We start from the raw sequence: 21442 nt of genomic DNA on the forward strand, positions 1-21442 counted from the left end.
GGCGGTCGGGATGTGTGGGTCCCCGCGTCGCTTGACGGGGGCGGCCTGCAGGCCCTGCGGCAGGCCCACCCCTGGGACTTCGCGGCTTCGCCGTGCCCTTCGGGCATCCCAGGCCCGGGCCTGCCTCCGGTCCAGCCTGCCACCCCCGTCAAGCGGCGCTCCCCACACATCCCGGCAACGGGACGTACGGTCGCGAGCCAGCGGCTGCCGCGGCCCTGAAGGTACGGTCGCGAGTCCGTAGCCGACGCCCGCTCAGCCCGCGGTGCCGGGGGCCGCGGCCTCGATGAACGGGGACGTCAGGTGCGGGGTGCCCAGGAGGGCGCCGCGCTGCCGGGCCCGGGCCAGCAGCTGCTCGCGTGAGGTCCGGGCCAGTGCCGGGTCCACCTCCAGGGCGTACGGGACGCCCGGGCTGACCCACTGGACGGCGTGCACCAGCGCGTCCCCGGTCAGGAACACATCCCGCTCCCCGCCCTCCACCAGTACGGACATGTGCCCGGGGGTGTGGCCCGGGGTGGGGAACAGCGTGAGCTGCGAGTTGATCCGGTGCTCGCCGTCCAGTTCCCGGAGCGCGCCGGCTCGGCGCAGCGGCGCCACCACCCGCTCCAGGGCCGGGGCGCCGGCCTCCAGGGGGGCGGTCTCCGCCCGCTGGAGGAGGTACTGCGCCTCGGGGAAGAAGGGCGCCTCGTCGGGGCCCACCGCCCAGCCGATGTGGTCGCCGTGGAGATGGGTGAGGACGACCGTGTCCACGTCCGTCACCGCGATCCCGGCCGCGGTCAGCAGTTCGGGCAGCCGCCCGGGGACCGGCGCCCAGTCCGCGGCCGGTGCGTCGGCCGGGCCGACCCCGGCGTCCACCAGCGTCACCCGCCCGCCGGGCCGGACCACCGCGAAGGCCCGGAACTCCAACAGCCAGGTCCCGTCCGGCCCGAAGGCCCCCGGGTCGGCCCGCCGGGCCAGCTCCCAGTCGGCCGTGGTGGCCTCCGGGAACACCTGCGCGGCCGGGGCGAAGAAACTCCCCGCCGCGTCCGCCAGCGCCACCACCCGCGGCGCACCGCTCTTCGAAGCACTCATCGAAACCCCCGTTTCGGCCCGGCCTCGACCGGACGCCCCGTACCCGGACGAGAGCGTCCGGGTCGCCTATTGTGCTGATCATGACCGAGCAGCTGAAGCCCATGCCCACCGACTGGACGCGCGCGCTCGCCGTCGTCGCCCACCCCGACGACCTGGAGTACGGCTGCGCCGCCGCGATCGCCGACTGGACCGACGGCGGCCGGGAGGTGACCTACCTGCTGGCCACGCGCGGTGAGGCCGGCATCGACACCCTCGACCCGGCCACCTGCGGCCCGCTGCGGGAGGCCGAGCAGCGGGCCAGCGCGGCCGTGGTCGGCGTGCAGAACGTCGAGTTCCTGGACTACCGCGACGGCACCATCGAGTACGGCCTCGGCCTGCGCCGGGACATCGCCGCCGCCATCCGCCGGCACCGCCCCGAGCTGGTGCTGACCCTCAACCACCGGGACACCTGGGGCGGGGTGGCCTGGAACACCCCCGACCACCGGGCCGTCGGCCGGGCCACCCTGGACGCCGCGGCGGACGCGGGCAACCGCTGGATCTTCCCCGAGCTGACCGAGCAGGGCCTCCAGCCGTGGAACGGCGTGCGCTGGGTGGCGGTGGCGGGCTCCTCCTCGCCCACCCACGCGGCCGACGCCACCGCCGGCCTGGAGCGGTCCGTCGCCTCCCTGATGGAGCACCGCGCGTACATCGAGGCACTGACCGACGAGCACCCGGAGACGTACTGCCGGAGCTTCCTGACCGGCAACGCCCAGGCCACGGGCGAGCGGTTCGGCGGCACGCCCGCGGTCGCCTTCGAGATCTTCCCCCGCTGATCCCTTCACTCCGCACCCCCTTCCCCCTACCCTGACGCACCGTCAGGAACGTGCTCCGGTACGGGGAAGGGGTGCCCGGGTGATCGACACCATCGGCACGGAGATCGCCGAGGGCGAGGAGCGGATCCGCCTCGAGGTCGCGGACGGACTGGCGGTGCTCACCCTGTGCCGCCCCGACAAGCTCAACGGCTGGAGCTGGGAGTCCACCCGCCAACTGGGCCTGCTGGCCGACCGGATCCGCTTCGACGACTCGGTGCGCGCGGTGCTGCTGCGGGCCGAGGGCCGGGCCTTCTGCGCGGGCATCGACGTCACCGCGCCGGGCGGGGCCATCACCGGAGCCGCCCCCGCGGAGCGGACCCGCAACTACTACGAGGGCATCCGCTGGGTGCACGAGCGGTTCGCCGTGCTGGCGAAGCTGCCGCAGCCGGTGGTCGCCGCCGTGCAGGGCTACTGCCTGGGCTTCGGCTTCGAACTGGCCCTGATGGCCGACCTGCGGGTGGCGGCCGAGGACGCGGTCTTCGCCCTGCCCGAGGCGCGGTTGGGCGTGGCGGTGGACGCCGGGGGAGACCTGCGGATCGCCCGGGAGGCCGGGGCGGGCTGGGCCAAGTACCTCGCCCTGACCGGCCGGCGCATCGACGCGGCCACCGCCGAACGGCTGAACCTGGTGCAACTGGTCGTACCGGTCGCGGAGTTGGAGACACAGGCCCGGGCCCTGGCGGCGGAGATCGCGGCCAACGCGCCGCTGGCCGTGCAGGGCATCAAGCGCTCGGTGGACTCCTTCGCCGACGACCGGCTCGCGGCCGCACTGGAGCGCACCGCGATGACCGCCGCCCTCACCCTCACCTCCGAGGACTGCCGGGAGGGCTACGCCGCCAAGGCGGCCCGCCGGCCTCCGGAGTTCCACGGGCGGTGACCGGGGGCCGGGCCGTCACCGGCGGGTGGCGTTCGGGTCGAAGGGGCCCCGGCCCAGCTGCTCGCGGACGGGTACCACCTCCGGGTTCACCAGGGACCGCCGCTGCCAGTTCGCGCCGTCCACCACCAGCGTGTGTCCGGTGATGAACCGGGCGTACGGCGAGGCCAGGAAGGTCGCCGCCCAGCCCAGCTCCCGGGGCAGGCCCACCCGCAGGGCCGGCTGCCGGCCGTCCCGGGGGTCGCCCACGGGTCCCGCCGGTCCGTCTGGTCCCGCCGCCCCGGCCGCGGCCAGGCCGCCCCGGATGTCCGCGGTCATGTCCGGGTGCGGCACCAGCCCCGGGACCAGGCCGTTCACCTGGATGCCGTAGGGCCCCCACTCCACGGCCAGGGTCTCCACCAGGCTCTTGACCCCGGCCTTCGCGGCCGCGCTGTGCGCGAAGCCCGGTCCGCCCGTCCAGGCGTACGAGGCGCCGATGTTCACGATCGAGCCGGGGGTGCCGGCGGTCAGGTGTCGGCGGCCGAACTCGCGGGTGACGAACCAGGTGCCGGTCAGGGTGATGTCCACCACCGTGCGCCAGGCCCGCGGGGACATGTCCTCCGCGGGCACCGGGAAGTTGGCCGCCGCGTTGTTGACCAGGACGTCCGGCAGCCCGAAGGCGGCCTCGGCCGCGTCGAAGACCTCGGCGATCCGCTCCGGCTCCCGGATGTCGCAGACCGCGGCGGCCGCCCGGCCGCCGCCGATCGCCGTCAACTCCTCGACCGCGGCCTTCAGTTGCTCGGCCCGACGGCTCGCGATCAGCACGTCCGCGCCCAGCCGGACGAACTCGGCGGCGATCGCCTTGCCCAGCCCCGACCCGCCGCCGGTGACCAGCACCACCTGGCCCTCGTACGTACCGGGTGGGAGGGCGGTGGCGCCCAGTGGGGGCGGGGCGGGGAGGCCGGGGGGTGGGGGTGGCGAGGAGGTGTACGAGGTGGGATCCATGGCGGCATCGATAGCGCGGCGGCGCGTGGATCGCCAGAGGTGTGACGGGGTGGGGGTGTACGGGGTGGGGGTGCAGGGGCCCGGGCGGTCGGGATGTGTGGGTCCCCGCGCCGCTTGACGGGGGCGGCTGTCAGGCCCTGCGGCAGGCCCACCCCGTGGGCTTCGCGGCTTCGCCGTGGCCCTCCGGGCCATCCCAGGCCCAGGCCTGCCTCCGGACCAGCCTGCCACCCCCGTCAAGCGCCTCCCCCGCACACCACGACCGCCCGGGCGGGGAGCCTTTCGCGGAGGCAAGCGACCGCTTAGTATGCGGGGCGAGCGTGGTCCGTAGACGGCGGCTGGAGGCCCCGGATGAAGGCATGGCGAGTACACACCCACGGCGAGCCGAGCGAGGTCATGCGGCTCGAGGAGGTTCCTGAGCCGGAGCCCGCGGCGGGGGAGGTGCGGCTGCGGGTGCTGGCGGCCAACGTGAACTTCCCGGACGTGCTGCTCTGTCGCGGCCAGTACCAGATCCGGCCCCCGCTGCCCTTCACCCCCGGTGTGGAGGTCTGCGCCCTCACCGACGACGGCCGTCGGGTCATCGCCACCCCGAGCCTCCCGCACGGCGGTTTCGCCGAGTACGTCACCGCCGATGCGGCCGCCCTGCTGGCCGCCCCCGACTCCCTCGACGACGCCGAGGCGGCCGCCCTGCACATCGGCTACCAGACCGGATGGTTCGGTCTGCACCGCCGGGCCGCCCTCCAGCCGGGCGAGACCCTGCTGGTGCACGCCGCGGCCGGCGGGGTGGGCAGTGCGGCCGTGCAGCTCGGCAAGGCGGCCGGCGCCACCGTCATCGGCGTGACCGGTGGCAAGGAGAAGGCCCGGACCGCCGAGGAGCTGGGCTGCGACCTGGTGGTCGACCGGCACGCCGAGGACGTCGTGGCCCGGGTCAAGGAGTTCACCGGCGGGCGCGGCGCCGACGTGGTCTACGACCCGGTCGGCGGGGAGGCGTACGCCCAGTCCGCCAAGTGCGTGGCCTTCGAGGGCCGGATCCTGGTCGTGGGCTTCGCGAGCGGCACCGTCCCGGCGCCCGCGCTCAACCACGCCCTGGTCAAGAACTACTCCGTGGTCGGCCTCCACTGGGGCCTGTACAAGGCCAAGGACCCGGCCGCGGTCCTCGCCTGCCACGACGAGCTGACCCGGCTCGCCGCCACCGGTGCCGTCAAGCCGCTGGTCAGCGAACGGCACCCGCTCGAGGGCGCGGCCGAGGCCGTCCAGCGGGTCGGGGACGGCCGCAGCACCGGCCGGGTGGCCGTCCTCCCCGGGGGCGCGGACCGATGACCACCACCGAAGAACTCCAGCGCCGGGTAGCGGAGTTGCTGGCCGCCCACCCGCCCGCGGACACCGCCCCGCTCGATTTCCTGCGGGCCCGTTTCGACGCCGGACTCGCCTGGGTCCACTACCCGCCGGGACTGGGCGGTCTCGGCGCCCCCCGGGCCCTGCAGCCCGTGGTGGACGCGGCCCTCGCCGCGGCCGGCGCGCCGGACAACGACCCCCGCCGGATCGGCATCGGCCTGGGCATGGCCGCCCCGACCATCCTCGCCTACGGCACCGAGGAGCAGAAGCGGCGCTTCCTGCGCCCGCTGTGGACCGGCGAGGAGGTCTGGTGCCAGCTCTTCAGCGAGCCGGGCGCCGGCTCCGACCTGGCCGCCCTCGGTACCCGCGCGGTCCCCGACGCCCACGGCGACTGGCTGGTCAACGGCCAGAAGGTGTGGACCTCCAGCGCCCACCTGGCGCGCTGGGCCATCCTCATCGCCCGGACCGACCCGGACCAGCCCAAGCACCGGGGCATCACCTACTTCCTGTGCGACATGACCGACCCGGGCGTGGAGGTGCGCCCGCTGCGCCAGGTCACCGGCGAGGCGGAGTTCAACGAGGTCTTCCTGACCGACGTGCGCATCCCCGACGCCCACCGGCTCGGCGCCGTCGGCCAGGGCTGGGAGGTTGCCCGCACCACGCTGATGAACGAACGGGTGGCCATCGGCGGCATGCGGCTGCCCCGTGAGGGCGGCATGATCGCCCCGGTGGCCGCGCTCTGGCGGGAACGCCCCGAGCTGCGCACCCCCGCCCTCCACCAACGCCTGCTGGAACTCTGGGTGGAGGCCGAGGTGGCCCGGCTGACCGGCGAACGGCTGCGCCAGCAGCTCGCCGCCGGCGCCCCCGGCCCGGAGGGCTCCGGCCTGAAGCTGACGCTGGCCCGGCTCAACCAGGAGATCAGCGGCCTGGAGGTCGAACTCCTGGGCGAGGAGGGCCTGTCGTACGGCGACTGGACCATGAGCCGCCCCGAACTGGTCGACTTCACCGGCCGTGACGCCGGCTACCGCTACCTGCGCGCCAAGGGCAACTCGATCGAGGGGGGCACCAGCGAGATCCTCCTCAACATCGTCGCCGAGCGGGTGCTCGGCCTGCCGCCCGAGCCGCGCGACGACAAGGACCTCGCCTGGAAGGACCTGGCCCGATGACCCCACCGCCCGACCTCCTGTACTCCGAGACCGAGGACGAACTCCGGTCGGCCGTACGGTCCCTGCTGGTCGACCGGGCCCCGCACGCGGCGGTGCTGGAGCGTGCCGAGGCCGGCCGGCCGCACGATCCGGAGCTCTGGCGGGCACTCGGCGCGGGGATCGGCGCCGCCGGTCTGCTGGTGCCCGAGAAGCTGGGCGGCCAGGGTGCCGGGCCCCGCGAGGCCGCCGTGGTCCTGGAGGAGCTGGGCCGGGCCGTGGTCCAACTGCCCTTCCTGACCACGGCCGTGCTCGCCGCCGAGACGCTGCTCGGCTGCGACACCGAACTCCCCATGGTGGGTGCCCTGTTGGCGGGTCTGGCCGGCGGTACCTCGGTGGTGGTGCCCGCCTGGCCGCTCACCGCGGCCCCCGGCGCCGCAGCGCCCGGCACCGTACGGGACGCCGGCGGGGGCGTGCTCAGCGGTACGGTCACCGCGGTGGCCGACGCGGTCGGCGCCGACGTCCTGCTGGTCCCGGCCGACACCGGGCTGTTCGCCGTCCGCGCGGACGATGCGGGCATCACCCCGCAGAGCCCGCTGGACCTGACCCGGCCGATCGCCACCGTCACCCTCGACGGCGCGCGCGGGGAACTCCTCGCGGACCCCGCCACCGCGGAGCGCGCCCGGCGCCGGGCCCTGCTGACGGGCGCCGGCCTGCTCGCCTCCGAACAGCTCGGGCTGGCCGAGTGGTGCCTGACCGAGACCGTCCGGTACCTGCGCGAGCGGCACCAGTTCAACCGGCCGGTCGGCTCCTTCCAGGCGCTCAAGCACCGGCTGGCACAGCTCTGGCTGGAGCTGGCGCACGCCCGGTCGGCGGCCCGGGCCGCCGCCGACGCCCTCGCCACCGGCGACCCGGAGGCACCGCTGGCCGTCTCGCTGGCCCAGGCCTACTGCTCGGGCGCGGCCGTCCGGGCGGCCGAGGAGTGCGTCCAGCTGCACGGCGGCATCGGGATGACCTGGGAACACCCGGCACACCTGTACCTGAAGCGGGCCAAGGCCGATTCCCTGGCACTGGGGACGGCGGGGTACCACCTTTCGGTGGTCGGGGAGTTGGCGGGGTTGCCGGGGGCTTGAGGAGGGGCGGGGGTGCGTACGTGGGGCGGGGGCCGGTTCGTGGGCCGTTCACCCCCGCCCCGCCGGTCCGGTGACCTCGTCCGCGGCCGAGCGTTAGACCGTCGGAGTCGGTTGACGGATCCGAGGCACGCGAGGAGCACGCATGAGCGCCACCAGCGGAAACATCGGGACGGCGGGGCCGGCCGGCGCCGCGGGGGTGCTCGCGGTCGGGCGCCGGCTGGTGCTGCGGACCGCCTTCGCGGCGGGCGCACTGGCCGCCACCGCGGCGGCCCTGACCCCTCTGGTCAGGGTCGCCCGCACCAGCTGGCGCACCGTCGACGAGCCGCCCGTACCGCTCTTCGAGGAGACGTACCGCGGCCGGCACATCGCGGCCACCGGCCGTCCCGCCGCGGTCCCCGGCGCCCGCGCCCAGGTGGACGTACGCATCGACGGGCGGCCGCTGCCCGTCATGCGGCGGGCCGACGGCAGCTGGCTCAGCGCGGTCAACCACTACGAGTCCTTCGCGACCCCGCTGGAGCTGGCGCGCGCCGCCGTCGACGAGCTCGGCACCGCCGCGCTCGCGCTCCACCCCGCCCACCACGGTGCCTGACCGCGCCCACCCGCCCCAGGCTGAAAGGGCCCGAACCCCGTGTACACCCGCCGGAACCACAAGCACCTCACCCGCGCGCAGAAGCAGGCCTTCGTCGCCGCCGTGCTCGAGCTGAAGCGCAACGGCACCTACGACGACCTGGTGCGCACCCATCAGCGGTACTTCGTCCCGGACGACGACGACGGCCTGCGGGTCGGCCACATGACCCCGTCGTTCTTCCCCTGGCACCGGCGCTACCTGCTGGAGTTCGAGAACGCCCTGCGGGCGCTGGACTCCAGCCTGTCCGTGCCCTATTGGGACTGGACCACCGACAACACCCCGGCCGCCGCCCTGTGGGGCGAGGACTTCCTCGGCGGCACCGGCCGGGCGGGCGACCGGCAGGTCATGACCGGCGCCTTCGCCTACGAGCGGGGCAACTGGCCCATCCGGGTCGGCGTCACCGACGGCCACTACCTCACCCGCAACCTGGGCCGGCCCGACCGGCCCATCGCGCTGCCCACCGCCGCCGAACTCCAGTGGGCCGTCGAGGACCCGGTCTACGACGCCTCGCCCTGGGACTCCACGGCGAGCGGCGGGGGTTTCCGCAACAAGCTGGAGGGCTGGGCCGCGCCCCGCAGCGAGCGCTGGCGCAACCACAACAAGGTGCACCAGTGGATCGGCGGCCACATGACCGGTGCCACCTCCCCCAACGACCCCGCCTTCTGGCTGCACCACTCCTTCGTCGACCTGGTCTGGGACCGCTGGCAGGCCCGGCACCCGGACTCCGGCTACCTGCCGGCCGGCCCGCTGGGCATCGCCGACCGCCAGCGCGGCCGGGTCATCAGCCTCGACGAGGCCATGCCGCCCTGGGACCAGACGCCCCACGAGCTCCTCGGGCACCAGGGCGTCTACCGCTACGAATGACCCGGCCCGCCCCGGACGGCGGAAGGCCCCCCACCGCCAGCGGTGGGGGGCCTTCCGGGTGCTCGGCGGTTACTCGCCGTAGCCACCCTGGGTGTGCGAGCCGGACTCGTTGATGCAGGTGTTGCCGAAGGCCGGGTTCAGGAGCCCGATCACGTTCACGGAGTTGCCGCAGACGTTGACCGGCACGTGGACCGGCACCTGGACGACGTTGCCGGACAGCACACCGGGGGAACCGACCGCGGCGCCGTGCGCTCCGGCATCGGCGGCGGCCATGCCCGCGCCGGCGGCCAGAACGGAACCGGCAGCAGCGGTGATGGCCGCCGCCTTCGCGATACGCGACATCGAGATCTCCTTGAGATTGAAAGCGCCGCAAGATCTACGGCAGTGACATGGCATACAACGCCGCTGCCGTCCTGGGGTCACGGGCAATGCGCCTACCCGGTGACGCCGAACCGCACCGAGCCGAAGCCGCGCGAGGTCGGGGCGCTCTTCCCGGCCGGTACGGCGGCGAGCGCGGTGCCGGTGCACCCGGCGCCGGAGTAGAGCACCGCCGTCCCGCGCGTCTTGTTCACCACCCCGCCGCCGCCGGCCCCCGACACGTCCTTGCAGCCGGCCGGCGCGCGCAGGACGTGGACCTGGTCGTCCGTGCCCAGGTACTGGAACTCCGGGCCGGCCGCCTGGGCCGAGCCCGCCCCGGCCGCCGCGGCGGCCAGGAGAAGGACCGGCGCTGCCGCGGCCCGGAGGGTGCCGTTGATACGCATGAATGCCTCGCGCTGTCGGTGGGAACCTGTCCCCGGCTCAACCACCCCGGGGGGACCCGGTCACGCCATGTCACCCGTAGGGGCAACCCTCTACCGCATTTCTCCCTCTTCACCGGGGAAACACCCCGGACAAACGTGAGAGAGACGACGAACGTGGCACTGACATCCTCCAGCCTGCTCTGGGCGCTCGCCCTGGGCGTCCTCGTGGTGAGCGGGCTCGTCCTGTGGCTGTGGCCGCGGGCCGCCCGGGGCGGGATCGCCGGCTGGAGCGCCCGCATCGGCCTGCTGCTCGTCGCGCAGTTCGCGCTGTTGTCCGTCCTGCTGGTGGGGGCCAACCGCACCTTCGGCTTCTACTCCTCCTGGGCCGAGCTGTTCGGCCGTGCCTCCAGCCAGCAGTCGCTCAACGAGGCCACCGGCGACGGGAAGCGGCCGCCGGCCCTGACCGTCAAGGGCGTCGAGTCCATCGGCCTCAAGGGCACCAAGGAGGTCGCCGGACAGGTCGAGCGGGTCGACATCCGCGGCCCGCTGACCGGCCTGACCATGTCCGGGTACGTCTACCTGCCCCCGCAGTACTACCAGCGGGGCCACGAGCAGGAGAAGTTCCCCGTGGTCGTCGCGGTCACCGGCCAGCCCGGCATCTCGAAGAACCTGATCACCCAGCTCAAGGTCCCCCAGTCGGTCTCCGCCGCCGTCATGGCCAAGAAGATCCGCCCCACCATCTACGTGCTGGTCCGCCCCTCCCTGGTGCCGGGCCGCGACACCAACTGCACCGACGTGCCCGGCGGCCCGCAGGCCCTGACCTTCTTCAACCAGGACCTCCCGCTGGCCGTCGCCGCCCGCTACCGCACCACCGACGCGCCCGGCAGCTGGGGCGCGGTGGGCAACTCCACCGGCGGCTACTGCGCGCTCAAGTTCGCCATGACCAACCCGGCCCGCTACGGCGCGGCCGCCGGCCTGTCCGCCGACTACTTCGCCCGCCAGGACCGCGACACCGGCGACCTGTACGACCGCAGTGCCAAGCTGCGCCGCGAGTCCGACCTGATCTGGCGCCTGAAGAACCGTCCCGCCCCGCCGGTCTCCCTGCTGCTCAGCTCCAGCAAGCAGGGCGAGGCGAACTACAAGCCGACCCTCGACTTCGCCGCCGCGGCCAAGGCCCCCACCCGGGTCGCCCAACTCATACGTGAGGAGGGCGGCCACAACTTCCAGACCTGGCGCGAGGAGTACCCCGAGGTCATCCTCTGGCTCGACCGGGAACTCCAGCGCCCCGCGTCCTGACCCCCGCCGCGTCCTGAGAGGATGGCCGCCGGACGGCGGACGGAGCGGCGCGGTGGACGTGGTGACGGCAGTGGAGGTGCGGACCCGCCAGGGCACGGTCCGCGGCACGACCCGGGACGGCGTGGCCGCCTTCCGGGGCATCCCGTACGCCGCCCCGCCCGTCGGGGACCTGCTCTTCGCCGCCCCGGCGCCGGCCGCACCCTGGGACGGGGTGCGCGAGGCCACGGCCTTCGGGCCCACCGCCCCCAAGGCGCCCTACGAGGAGCCCTTCGCCACCCTGCTGCCCGACCCGGTGGTGCCGGGCGACGGCTGCCTGAACCTCAACGTGTGGACCCCCGACCCGGCCCCCGGCGCCCGGCTGCCCGTCATGGTGTGGATCCACGGCGGCGCCCTGACCCGGGGCTCCTCGGCGGTCCCGGTGTACGACGGCTCGGCCTTCGCCCGGGACGGCGTGGTGCTGGTCTCGCTCAACTACCGGCTGGGCGCGGCCGGCTACGGCCTCTTCCCCGACGCGGTGCCCAACCGCGGGCTGCTGGACCAGATCGCCGCCCTGGAATGGGTCCGCGAGAACATCGAGCGCTTCGGCGGCGACCCGGACCGGGTCACCGTCTTCGGCGAGTCCGCGGGCGCCATCAGCATCGGCGCGCTGCTCGCCGCCCCGCCCGCCCGGGGCCTGTTCCGGCAGGCGGTGCTGCAGAGCGGCGCCCCCGAGGCCACGCCCCGCGACAAGGTGCGGGCGATCACGCGCAGGATGGCCGCCCGGCTGAAGGTCCCGGCGACCGCGGCGGCCTTCGCCCGGCAGCCGGTCGCCCGGCTGATCGAGGCCCAGGCGGCCGTGCTGCGCCGCTCCAGCCCGCTGATCGGCGGGCCCGCCTTCGGCATCGTCGAGGACGGCCACACCGTCCCGGGCGACCCGCTGGAGCGCCTGGTGTCCGGCCGGGCCGCGGCGGACGTCCCGCTGCTGCTGGGCTGGACCACCGAGGAGTACCGGCTCTGGCTCGCCCCCACCGGGCTGCTCGGCCACCTGGACCGGCTGGGCCCGCTCACCCTCGCCCTCGGCGCCGCCCGGGCCCGTACCCCGCTGGCCGCGGTCCGCGCCCGGGCGGCCGCCAGCCCCGGTACGGGCGCCGGCGAGGTGGTGGGCCGGCTGCTCACCGACCACCTGCTGCGGGACCCGCTGCGCCGGCTGGCCGCCGCCCCCGCGCGCACCGCGCCCGCCCACGTCTACTCCTTCGGCTGGCCCTCCGGGATCCCGGGCCTGGGCGCCTGCCACGCCCTGGAGCTGGGCTTCGTCTTCGACACCCTCGGGATGCCCACCGCCGATTCACTCAGCGGCCCCGGCGCACCCCAACCCCTGGCCGACGCCATGCACACGGCCTGGGTCGCCTACGCCACCACGGGCGAGCCGGGCTGGACCCCCTGGCACCGCGCTCCGGCCGCGCACACCTTCACGTACCCGGCCTGACGCGGGTACCGCCTCAGAGCCTGTCCAGGAAGTCCAGCAGGACCGCGTTGAAGGCGGCGGGCTGTTCCAGGGCGGGGAGGTGGCCGGCGCCCTCGATGACGGCCAGGACGGCGTGCGGCATCAGGGACTTCAGGCCCTCGGCCTCGGCGACCGGGGTGAAGACGTCGTCGGCGCCGACCGCGATCAGCACCGGGACGGTGACCGCGGCCAGGGTGGCGCGGTAGTCGGGGCGCTCGGCCCGGCCGCGCAGGGCGGCCGCGGCGCCCTCCGGGGCGGTGCCGTGCATCATCCGCAACACGTGCGCGGCGGTCTCCGGCATCGCGGTGACGTTGTACGGGGCGATCATCTTGTCGATGACCTCCGCCGCGTACCCGGCCATGCCCTCGGCCACCAGCCGGTCGGCCAGCGCGGCCCGGAAGGCCTTGCCCTCCGGCGTCTCGGCCGCCGGGGAGGTGTCGGCGAGCACCAGGGCGCGCACCCGCTCCGGGTACAGCCGCTGGAACTCCATGGTCAGCTGCCCGCCCATGGACACCCCGCCCACCACGGCGGCCGGTACGTCCAGGGCGTCGAGCAGGGCCGCCAGGTCCCCGGCGAAGACGTGGAAGGGGGTGGTTCCCGGGACCACCTCGCTCTCGCCGTAGCCGCGCAGGTCCGGTGTGATGACCCGGTAGCCGGCCGCCGCCAGCGCCTCGGCCTGCGGGGCCCACAGGCTCCGGTCGAAGGGGTGCCCGTGCACCAGCAGGACGGGCGGGCCGTCGGCGGGTCCCGTCTCGGCGTGGGAGAGGGTGACGCCGTCCTCGGTCGTGATCTTCATGCGATCACACTATGGGGGCGCGGTCAGCCGATCCAGGACGGGGCCAGGGCCGAGTCCATCAGCCGGGTCGGGCGGCCCGAGCCGTCGGACGGTACCTGGTACAGGTCCGCGCCGAAGTCCCCGGGGAGGGCGTACGCCAGGGTGTGGTCGTCGGACCAGACGGCCTGGTCGTCGATGTTGCGCTGCTCCGCCGTCGGCCGGTCGGAGAGGTCGGCCAGATCCAGCACGTACAGCCGCCAGGGCGCGTCCGCCGACAGCCCGGGCACCCGCTTCTTGAAGGCGATGCGGGTCTCGTCGGGGGAGAGCGAGGGGCATTCCACGTTCTCGCGCAGCGTGGTGACGGTCCGCTCGGCCAGGTCGCCGCGGACCAGGTAGGTCTTCCCCTTGGTGCCCAGGGTCGCGTAGAAGTGCCGGTCGTCCCGGCTGAAGGTGACGCCCCAGAAGTTCGCGTCCGCCGACCGGTAGTCGCGGCCGTCCTTCTTGATGGTGAACTCCTCGAGGGTGGGCACCAGCTTCCCGGTCCGGGTGTCGAGGACCGAGGCCCGGGTCGAGAAGTTCGTCCCGGCGTACGAGTCGCCGCCGACGAAGACCGTCCAGGCGACGAACCGGCCGCTGGGGGAGACCCGGGCGCGGGTGGGGATGCCGGCCAGCGGGTGGCGAGAACGCTCCTTGAGCTGCGCGTCCAGCACCACGGCCCGGTAGCTCTCCTGGACCCCGCCCTTGACCGACTGCAGGCACACGCCCGTGCCGGCGGCCGCGTAGAAGCGCAGGCAGCGGACGTCCGAGGCGGTCCGGGCGCCCCCCGGCGCGCCGGCCGGCACGCTGGCGAGCTGGTCCCGGTGCGGCCCCCAGGCCATGTTCCGGAACACGATGCGCCGCTGCGGGCCGGCCCCGGGCGACAGGGTCACCTCGCCCGGCCGGACCGCGGGCCCGCCGGCCTGGACCCGGTCCTTGGCGGCCGCCCGGTCCGAGGCCCGCCACACCGCCGCGCCGGCCACGCAGCCCAGGGCGAGGACGGCGGCCAGCAGGACGAGCAGCCGGTTGCGGTGGGTCATGCGGGGGCCTTTCGGGGAGCGGGGGAGTCGCCGGGACCCAGACGGGCGGCGAGCAGGGCGCACAGGGCCAGTCCGGCCGTGGCGGTGATGAGCGCGGGCCGCTCCCCCCAGGCCGTCCAGGCGGCGCCGAAGGCGATCGAGCAGACGAACCTGGCCAGGGCCTGGCCGGTCTGCACCAGCGCCATGCCGCCGGCCCGCAGCTCCTCGGGCACCACCCCGGCCGCGGCGGCCATCAGCACGCCGTCGGTGGCCGCGTAGAAGGTGCCGTGCAGCAGCAGCACGGCGTACGGCAGCCAGGGCCCGTGCCAGGACGTCAGCAGCAGGCCGTACGCCAGGAGCAGCAGCAGGTGGCCGCCGAGGAAGACCCGCCAGCGGCCGATCCGGTCGGCCAGCCGCCCCAGCGGCAGGGCCAGCAGGAAGAAGGCGGCGGCGGTGCCCAGCGGCAGCAGCGCGAACCACCGGTCGGCGAGCCCGGTGCGGTGCTGGAGCAGCAGGAAGACGAAGGCGTCGCTGACCGTGGTGAGCCCGAGGAAGAGCGCGCAGAGCGTGATCCGGCGCAGTTCCGGGCGGCGCAGCAGGCCGAGCGAGGCGCGCAGCGAGACCCGTCCGGCACCCGGGGCGGGGTCCGGCCGGGCGGCCCGGCCGGGGACGAACAGGACCAGCACGACCACGCCGAGGGCGGCCACGCAGGAGCTGACCGCGAAGACCGCGTCGTACCCCTCGGCGGCCTGCCGCAGGATCAGGAAGGCCACCAGTGGGCCGATCATGGCGCCCGCGGTGTCCATGGCCCGGTGCACGCCGAAGGCCCGGCCGCGCTCCTCGGGCTCGGCGGCCAGTGAGATCAGCGCGTCGCGGGGGGCGGTGCGCAGCCCCTTGCCGGTCCGGTCCAGGGCCAGCAGCGCGCCGATCGCCGGCAGCGTGTGCGCGATCAGCAGCAGCGGCTTGACCAGGGCCGAGAGGCCGTAGCCGAGGCCGGCGACGGTCTTGTGCCGGCCGGAGCGGTCGGCGAGGTGGCCGCCGGTGAGCCGGACCAGGGCGCTGACGCCGTTGTACACGCCGTCGAGCAGGCCGAAGCCGAGCGGGGAGAGGCCGAGTCCGGCCACGAGGTAGAGCGGCAGGACGGCCGTCACCATCTCCGAGGAGACGTCGGTGATCAGGGAGACCGTGCCGAGCGCGAGGACCGTGGGGGCGACGGCGGCGGCGCGCCGCCCGGGGCGGGTGCCCCGGGCGGCGGCCGGTTCGGCCGTCACGGTCGGCGCGGGCGTGCCGCGGCTGTCCGCAACGTACATGGTCAGCTGGCCCAGATGCCCGTGATGTCGGTGGCGGTGGCCGCGTTGCCGGCGTGCGTGGTCAGGCCCGCGAGGCCTTCGAGGGTGCGCAGCAGGCTGTAGTGGTTGTACGTGGTCGAGCTGGTGGCGCCGGGGGTCACCGGCTGGCCGTAGAAGACGGTCGGGATGTTGTTCCCGGCCAGTCGGTTGTCCTCGTCGAAGGTGACGACCAGCAGGCTGTTGTGGGTCTTGGCCCAGTCCGCGTAGGCCTTGAGGTTGTTCTTCAGCCAGGTGTCACCGGTGCCGACCGAGCAGTCGTGCATGTCGCTGCACAGGTTCGGCACGACGAAGGAGACCTTCGGCAGCGTGGTGAAGTCGGTGGGGAACTGCGTCATCGTCTTCGCCGAGGAGGTCGGCACGTTGCTGAAGGCGAACCACGGGTTGTGCTTGCGGGCGTACTTGCCGCTGCTGCAGGTGGTCGAGCCCTGGCTGGGCAGGGTCTCGTTGTAGCTGCCCCAGCTCTTGCCCGCGGCGATCAGCTCGGAGGCCAGGTTCGGCGCGGAGCTGAAGCCCGGGGTGTAGCAGCTGTCGTCCGTGACGCCCTGGTTGCTGCCCGAGAAGAGCTGCAGGTAGTTCGGCTGGCTCGGGTGGGTGACGCCGAAGGACTTGGTGAGGTTCGCGCCCCCCGCCTTGAGCGAGTTGATGTACGGCGCGCTGGAGCTGCCGATCACCTGGTTGTAGGCGTGGTTCTCGAAGACCACCACGACGACGTGGTCGGGCGAGGGCAGGGCCGCGGCGTGCGCGGGCTGCGAGGCACCCAGGCCGGTCCAGAGTCCGGCCGCGGCGGCACTGATGCCGAGGGCGGAGGCGAGGGCGGTGAGACTGCGGCGGGGCCGGGAGAGCGATATGCCGAACACGGCATGACCTCCGGTAGAGGAGTGAGGGGGTTGGCGGCGCGCAGCCAAGGTAGGAGGGGCGGGGGTCCGGGGCAGCGCGCCGCGGGTGAAGATCAGGAGAACGCTGGGTGTGCGGGTTCGGACGGGGGGTGTGCGGGTGCCGAGCGCAAGGTACTGACTCGCCCGTGCACTGACCAGGGCCTTAGCGGTGGCTGTCGGAAATCGGGGCAATCTCTACGTCACCGAAAGGTCAAGGAATGGCAAAACGGGCAACGATCCATGCCGGATCGTCATCCTCAGGGCGGAATGACAGTCCGCCCCGCGGGGCAGCACCAGCCGGAGCATGCGATGACCAACGCACCCAACGGGCCGAACACCCCCCGTGACCCGTGGGGTCCCCAGGACGACCGGGACCCCCGGGCCCAGGGGCGCCCGCAGGGACCGGACCGGGTGTCGTGGGGGACGCCGCAGCCGGGCCAGGGGTACGACCAGGGCCAGGGGCACCCCCAGGACCCGGCGTACGGCGGGGCACCGGGCCAGGGCCCGGCCCAGGGGCAGCCGTACGGCCAGGGCCAGGCGTACGGCCGGCCATACGGTCAGGGCCAGGCGTACCCGCAGGGCCAGGGCTACGGCCAGGATCACGCCCAGGGGAACCCGCAGGGCTACGGCCAGTGGGACCCCCGGGCCCCGCAGCAGCCGGGCGCCCGGCCGCACCCGCAGGGCATGGGCCACCCGCAGGGCCAGGCCCACCCGCAGGCCCACCCCCAGGGCTACCCGCAGGCGCAGGGCCGGGCGTACCCGCAGGGCGGGCCGTACGCCCGGGGGCAGCAGTACCCCCAGAACCCGTGGGACCAGGGGGCCGGCTACCCGGGGCACCCCCAGCAGCAGGCCGCACACCAGCAGTACGCGCCGGGCGCCGAGCCGACCCAGCAGCTGCGCCGCCCGGAGGACCTGTACCGGCAGCCGTGGGAGGAGCCGGAGCGCGCCGACCGGAGCGCCGCCCCGGCGCCGGCCGCCGCGCACCACGACCAGGACCGGGACGGGGGCCGCGACGGCGGCCGTGACGGAGGCCGCGACGGGGGCGACGGCCACGGCGGCCGGCGCCGCTCGGGGGCGCGCCGCTGGATCATCGGCGCCACCGTCCTCGCCGTGCTCGGCGTCGCCACCTGGCAGGTGATGAGCCACTACGAGATACCGCCGTTCACGGACAAGGGCGAGCCGGTCTCCTTCGGCCAGCCGCCGGCCGGGGACGGTGCGGGCGGGGACCGGCCCAAGCCCGCGCCCGGTTCCAAGGCCCTGATGCCCACCGGGCCGGCCGCCGCCTTCAAGAACGCCAACACCCTCAGCGACGGCACCAAGATCGGCGTGGTCACCTACGAGGGCAAGAAGTCCGGCTTCAAGGGCCAGGTCTGGGTCTGGGCCCCCAAGGAGTACTCGGACCCCAAGTTCGCCAAGAGCGGCTTCCCGGTGCTGATCGCCCTGCCCGGCGGCCCGGGCTACCCCATGAACTACTGGATGGGCTCCGACCTCAAGCTCCAGTCGAGCATCAGCGAGTGGTACCGCGAGGGCAAGAGCAAGCCCTTCCTGCTGGCCATGCCGGTGCAGAACCCGCAGCCGGACGACGGCGGCCTCTACTGGGACGGCAGCGACATCCCCGGCCAGCCCAAGATGGGCACCTGGCTCACCGAGGACGTCCCGGAGCTGATGAAGGAGAACTTCCGGACCATCAAGTCCCGGGACGGCTGGGCCTTCATGGGCTCCTCCACCGGCGGCTTCAACGGCCTCAAGGCCGTGCTGCAGAAGCCGGACAAGTTCAAGGCCGTGATCGCCTCCGGCCCGGACATCGTCCCCGACTCCCGCCTGTGGAAGGGCCACGACAAGGAGAAGCAGGAGAACAACCCGCAGGTCCTCGCGCAGCGGCTGATCGACCGCAAGGGCCCGGACGTCTACCTCGCCTTCCAGGTCGGCACCGCCGAGAGCAACGCCAAGACCCTGCCCGACGTGCAGAAGTTCATCGCCACCTACGGCAAGGGCCCGATCCACACCAGCCTGCGGATCATCCAGGGCGGCCACCACAACGCCGTCACCTACGTTCCCAACATGGGCATGGGCCCGATCCAGTTCATCAGCGAGCACATGTCGGGCCCGGTGGAGTAGCGGCCGGCCGGCGCCGGGTCGGCCCGGCGGCGGTCGGGAACGGGCGTTCGACCATAGGATCCGGTGTCATGACTGGTTCCTGGTCGGTCGCCGGAGTCGACCTGCACGTCGACCTCGACGCCGCGGGCGGTCGCCGGGCGGCCCTCGAGCACGGCCTGCGCGACGCGATCCGCTCCGGCCGGCTGCAACCGCAGGCGCGGCTGCCCGCCACCCGCCGGCTCGCCGCCGAGCTCGGTCTGTCCCGGGGCACCGTCCAGGCGGCCTACGACCAGCTCACCGCCGAGGGCTACCTGACCGCCCGGCAGGGCGCCGGGACCGTGGTCACCCCGCTGGCCGAGCCGCCGGCCGGTCCCGCCGCCACCGGCGAGGCGCCCGCCGCGCCCGCCCTGGACCTGCGCCCGGGCAGCCCGGACACGGCCACCTTCCCGGTGGCCGCCTGGCTGCGCGCGGTCCGGCGGGCGCTGGCCACCGCCACCGCCGACACGTACGGCTACGGCGACCCGCGCGGCCGGATCGAGCTGCGCACCGCGCTCGCCGAGTACCTGGGCCGCACCCGGGGCGTGCTGGCCCGGCCCGGGCAGATCGTCGTCGTCTCCGGCTACGTCCAGGCCCTGGCGCTGCTCACCCGGGTGCTGGCCGCCGCCGGCGGGCGCACCGCCGCGCTGGAGGACCCGGGGCTGGGCTTCCACCGCGAGGTGGTCCGGCGCGGGGGCCTGTCGGTCGTGCCGCTGCCGGTGGACGACCGGGGCGCGCGGGTGGCGGCGCTGGCCGGCCCGGTGGACGCGGTGGTGGTCACCCCCGCCCACCAGTACCCGACGGGGGTGCCCCTGCACCCGGTCCGGCGCCGGGAGCTGGTCGGGTGGGCCCGCGCGTGCGGGGCGCTGGTCGTCGAGGACGACTACGACGGCGAGTTCCGCTACGACCGGCAGCCCATCGGCGCCCTCCAGGGCACCGCCCCCGGCCAGGTCGCCTACCTGGGCACGGTCTCCAAGTCCCTGGCCCCGGCCCTCCGGCTGGCCTGGATGGTGCTGCCGGAGCACCTGGTCGACCCGGTGGTGGACCTCAAGCTGCACAGCGACCACCACACCGAGACCCTGGGCCAGCTGGCCCTCGCCGAGCTGATCGCGGGGCACGGCTACGACCGGCACGTCCGGGCGGTCCGGATGCGCTACCGGCGCCGCCGGGACCTGCTGGTGGACCGGCTCGCCCCGGCCGGCGGCGATGCCCCGGCCGGCCGCGTCCAGGGCATCGCCGCCGGGCTGCACGCCCTGGTGGAACTCCCCGGGGACGGCCCCGACGAGGCGGAGCTGCGCGGCCGGGCCGCCGCGGCCGGACTGGCGCTGGGCTGGCTCGGGGACCACTGGCACGTGCCCGGCGACCGGCCCCAGGGGCTGGTGGTCGGCTACGGCACCCCGCGCGAGCGCGACTACCCGGCGGCGCTGGACGCCCTGACCGGGCTGCTGTCCAGGCCCCGCTGAGCCCGCAAGTGGCCCACTGCCACGGTCCTCGAATGGACCTGGGGGCTGGGCCATCCGGTGCATAGGGTCGTCCTACCGGCCGGGAACGACCCGCCCGACCGGTCCGCGCACCCCGCCACCGGAAGAGGCCCGCGATGAGGATCCTGCCCGCCCCCGGCCCCGCCCGGCTGCTGGTCGCCGCCCAGCTCGGCAGCTCCGTCGGCGACGGCGCGTACTACGTCACCTCCGCGCTCTACTTCACCGCGGTCGTCGGCCTCTCACCCGCGCAGATCGGCCTCGGCCTCACCCTCGCGTGGGCCGTCGGCTCGCTGGCCGGGGTGCCGCTGGGGGCCCTCGCCGACCGGCGCGGGCCGCGCGGTACCGCGGTGCTGCTCGCCCTGGCCACCGCCGCGGCCGTCGGGGCCTTCCTCTTCGCCCGCTCCTACCCGGCGTTCGTGCTGTCCGCGGTGGCGTACGCGACGGCCCAGTGCGGCCTGGCCGCGGCCCGGCAGGCGCTGCTGGCCGCGCTGGTGGACCCGGCCGAGCGGACCGGTGTACTGGCCCGGCTGCAGGCCACCGCCAACGGCGGGCTGGCGGTGGGTGCGGCGCTCGGCGGGCTGGCCCTGCAGGCGGGCACCCGTGGGGCGTACCTGGCGGTGTTCGCCTTCGACGCGGCGGCCTTCCTGCTCTGCGCGGGCCTGCTGCTCCGGCTCCCGGCACCGGCCGCCGTCCGGGCCGCCGGTGCGCCGGTCCTGCGGGCCGGGTTGCTGCGCGACCGGCCGTACGCCGTGCTGACCCTGCTCAACGCCGTCCTGCTGCTGCGGATGCCGCTGCTGAGCCTGGCGCTGCCGCTGTGGATCGTCCGGCGCACCGACGCGCCCGGCTGGCTGGTCTCGGGGCTGTTCGTGCTCAACACCGTGGCGGTGACGCTCTTCCAGGTGCGCACGGCCCGCGCGGTCACCGGTCCGGACAGCGCGGTCCGGGCGGTGCGCAGCTCCGGCTGGATCATGCTGGCGGCCTGCCTGGTGTACGCCGCCACGGCCGCGGCGCTGCCGGGCCCCGTCGCCGGGGCCGTGCTGGTGGCCGGGGCGGTGCTGCACGTGATCGGCGAGATGCGGCACTCGGCCGGGTCCTGGCAGCTCAGCTTCGACTTGGCGCCGGCCGACCGGATGGGCCAGTACCAGGGGTTCTTCGGCACCGGCCTGGCGGTGGCCCGCACCCTGGGGCCGCTGCTGCTGACCTCGCTGCTGATCGTGTGGGGGATCCCGGGCTGGATCCTGCTGGGCGCGGTCTTCGCGGCCGCCTCCTGGGCGGTCGGCCCGGTCGCCCGCTGGGCCGCCCGCACCCGTCCGGCAGCGGTCCCGGCGACCGTCGCGGCGGATGTCCCCGAACCGGTGCCGGCGGCGGCCTGAGGGAACCCG

At 75.0% G+C, this 21442-nt stretch carries 20 protein-coding genes; 12 read left to right on the forward strand and 8 right to left on the reverse strand.

Going from position 1 to position 21442, the window contains the following annotated elements; all coding sequences use genetic code 11:
- Positions 1-252: 252 nt before the first annotated feature.
- A complete protein-coding gene (locus AB0O40_RS04270) occupies positions 253-1068 on the reverse strand; it encodes an MBL fold metallo-hydrolase (RefSeq protein ID WP_365035449.1) in 816 nt (271 codons plus the stop codon).
- Positions 1069-1148: 80 nt separating this feature from the next.
- On the opposite strand from AB0O40_RS04270, the gene AB0O40_RS04275 reads away from it, so the two are divergent.
- Both AB0O40_RS04275 and AB0O40_RS04280 read left to right on the forward strand, forming a co-directional pair.
- The gene (locus AB0O40_RS04275; RefSeq protein ID WP_365035451.1) at positions 1149-1880 is read left to right on the forward strand and encodes a PIG-L family deacetylase; all 732 of its coding nucleotides are present in this window, start codon (positions 1149-1151) and stop codon (positions 1878-1880) included.
- Between the two features lie 79 nt (positions 1881-1959).
- Positions 1960-2793, forward strand: coding sequence for an enoyl-CoA hydratase/isomerase family protein (locus AB0O40_RS04280; RefSeq protein ID WP_365035453.1), 834 nt, complete (start codon positions 1960-1962; stop codon positions 2791-2793).
- A 15-nt stretch (positions 2794-2808) separates the two neighbouring features.
- On the opposite strand, the gene AB0O40_RS04285 is transcribed toward AB0O40_RS04280, so the two are convergent.
- Positions 2809-3774 (reverse strand): SDR family oxidoreductase, encoded by a 966-nt coding sequence (locus tag AB0O40_RS04285; protein WP_365035455.1) that lies wholly within the window; start codon positions 3772-3774, stop codon positions 2809-2811.
- A 348-nt stretch (positions 3775-4122) separates the two neighbouring features.
- Between AB0O40_RS04285 and AB0O40_RS04290 the strand changes: the two genes are divergently transcribed.
- The 5 genes from AB0O40_RS04290 (at position 4123) to AB0O40_RS04310 (ending at position 8873) form a co-directional block, all read left to right on the forward strand.
- Positions 4123-5091, forward strand: a complete 969-nt coding sequence (locus AB0O40_RS04290) for an NADPH:quinone oxidoreductase family protein (protein ID WP_365035457.1) — start codon at positions 4123-4125, stop codon at positions 5089-5091.
- Entirely contained in the window at positions 5088-6272 is a 1185-nt protein-coding gene (locus AB0O40_RS04295; protein WP_365035459.1) for an acyl-CoA dehydrogenase family protein, read from the forward strand. The genes AB0O40_RS04290 and AB0O40_RS04295 overlap by 4 nt, the downstream gene beginning before the upstream one ends.
- The gene (locus AB0O40_RS04300; RefSeq protein WP_365035461.1) at positions 6269-7381 is read left to right on the forward strand and encodes an acyl-CoA dehydrogenase family protein; all 1113 of its coding nucleotides are present in this window, start codon (positions 6269-6271) and stop codon (positions 7379-7381) included. Before AB0O40_RS04295 ends, AB0O40_RS04300 begins: the two co-directional genes overlap by 4 nt.
- Before the next feature lie 142 nt (positions 7382-7523).
- Complete coding sequence (locus tag AB0O40_RS04305) at positions 7524-7970, forward strand: tyrosinase family oxidase copper chaperone (protein WP_365035463.1); 447 nt, start codon at positions 7524-7526, stop codon at positions 7968-7970.
- A gap of 39 nt (positions 7971-8009) precedes the next feature.
- Complete coding sequence (locus tag AB0O40_RS04310) at positions 8010-8873, forward strand: tyrosinase family protein (RefSeq protein WP_365035464.1); 864 nt, start codon at positions 8010-8012, stop codon at positions 8871-8873.
- A 69-nt stretch (positions 8874-8942) separates the two neighbouring features.
- Here AB0O40_RS04310 and AB0O40_RS04315 read toward each other — a convergent pair whose 3' ends face one another.
- Both AB0O40_RS04315 and AB0O40_RS04320 read right to left on the reverse strand, forming a co-directional pair.
- Positions 8943-9215, reverse strand: a complete 273-nt coding sequence (locus tag AB0O40_RS04315; RefSeq protein ID WP_365035466.1) for a chaplin — start codon at positions 9213-9215, stop codon at positions 8943-8945.
- A gap of 92 nt (positions 9216-9307) precedes the next feature.
- Complete coding sequence (locus AB0O40_RS04320) at positions 9308-9634, reverse strand: hypothetical protein (RefSeq protein ID WP_365035468.1); 327 nt, start codon at positions 9632-9634, stop codon at positions 9308-9310.
- Between the two features lie 153 nt (positions 9635-9787).
- On the opposite strand from AB0O40_RS04320, the gene AB0O40_RS04325 reads away from it, so the two are divergent.
- Together AB0O40_RS04325 and AB0O40_RS04330 are read left to right on the forward strand one after the other, a co-directional pair.
- Positions 9788-10909, forward strand: coding sequence for an alpha/beta hydrolase-fold protein (locus AB0O40_RS04325; protein WP_365035470.1), 1122 nt, complete (start codon positions 9788-9790; stop codon positions 10907-10909).
- Positions 10910-10967: 58 nt separating this feature from the next.
- A complete protein-coding gene (locus tag AB0O40_RS04330) occupies positions 10968-12374 on the forward strand; it encodes a carboxylesterase family protein (RefSeq protein ID WP_365035688.1) in 1407 nt (468 codons plus the stop codon).
- Positions 12375-12387: 13 nt separating this feature from the next.
- On the opposite strand, the gene AB0O40_RS04335 is transcribed toward AB0O40_RS04330, so the two are convergent.
- Genes AB0O40_RS04335 through AB0O40_RS04350 form a run of 4 tightly spaced genes read right to left on the reverse strand, consistent with a single transcriptional unit; the run spans position 12388 to position 16428 of the window.
- A complete protein-coding gene (locus AB0O40_RS04335) occupies positions 12388-13188 on the reverse strand; it encodes an alpha/beta hydrolase (RefSeq protein WP_365035472.1) in 801 nt (266 codons plus the stop codon).
- Positions 13189-13211: 23 nt separating this feature from the next.
- Positions 13212-14243 (reverse strand): TolB-like translocation protein, encoded by a 1032-nt coding sequence (locus AB0O40_RS04340; RefSeq protein ID WP_365035474.1) that lies wholly within the window; start codon positions 14241-14243, stop codon positions 13212-13214.
- Positions 14240-15532 carry an MFS transporter gene (locus AB0O40_RS04345; RefSeq protein WP_365035476.1) on the reverse strand — a complete coding sequence of 431 codons (1293 nt, stop codon included), beginning with the start codon at positions 15530-15532 and terminating at the stop codon, positions 14240-14242. The genes AB0O40_RS04340 and AB0O40_RS04345 overlap by 4 nt, the downstream gene beginning before the upstream one ends.
- A gap of 2 nt (positions 15533-15534) precedes the next feature.
- Positions 15535-16428: an alkaline phosphatase family protein gene (locus AB0O40_RS04350; protein WP_365035478.1), complete on the reverse strand. Its 894-nt coding sequence runs from the start codon at positions 16426-16428 to the stop codon at positions 15535-15537.
- Positions 16429-17583: 1155 nt separating this feature from the next.
- On the opposite strand from AB0O40_RS04350, the gene AB0O40_RS04355 reads away from it, so the two are divergent.
- The 3 genes from AB0O40_RS04355 (at position 17584) to AB0O40_RS04365 (ending at position 21433) form a co-directional block, all read left to right on the forward strand.
- Positions 17584-18564 (forward strand): alpha/beta hydrolase-fold protein, encoded by a 981-nt coding sequence (locus AB0O40_RS04355; protein ID WP_365035690.1) that lies wholly within the window; start codon positions 17584-17586, stop codon positions 18562-18564.
- A gap of 68 nt (positions 18565-18632) precedes the next feature.
- Positions 18633-20042, forward strand: coding sequence for a PLP-dependent aminotransferase family protein (locus AB0O40_RS04360; RefSeq protein WP_365035480.1), 1410 nt, complete (start codon positions 18633-18635; stop codon positions 20040-20042).
- Positions 20043-20176: 134 nt separating this feature from the next.
- A complete protein-coding gene (locus AB0O40_RS04365; RefSeq protein WP_365035481.1) occupies positions 20177-21433 on the forward strand; it encodes an MFS transporter in 1257 nt (418 codons plus the stop codon).
- Positions 21434-21442 lie beyond the last annotated feature (9 nt).

This window comes from Streptomyces sp. NPDC089919, from assembly GCF_040684615.1.
GTDB lineage: Bacteria > Actinomycetota > Actinomycetes > Streptomycetales > Streptomycetaceae > Streptomyces.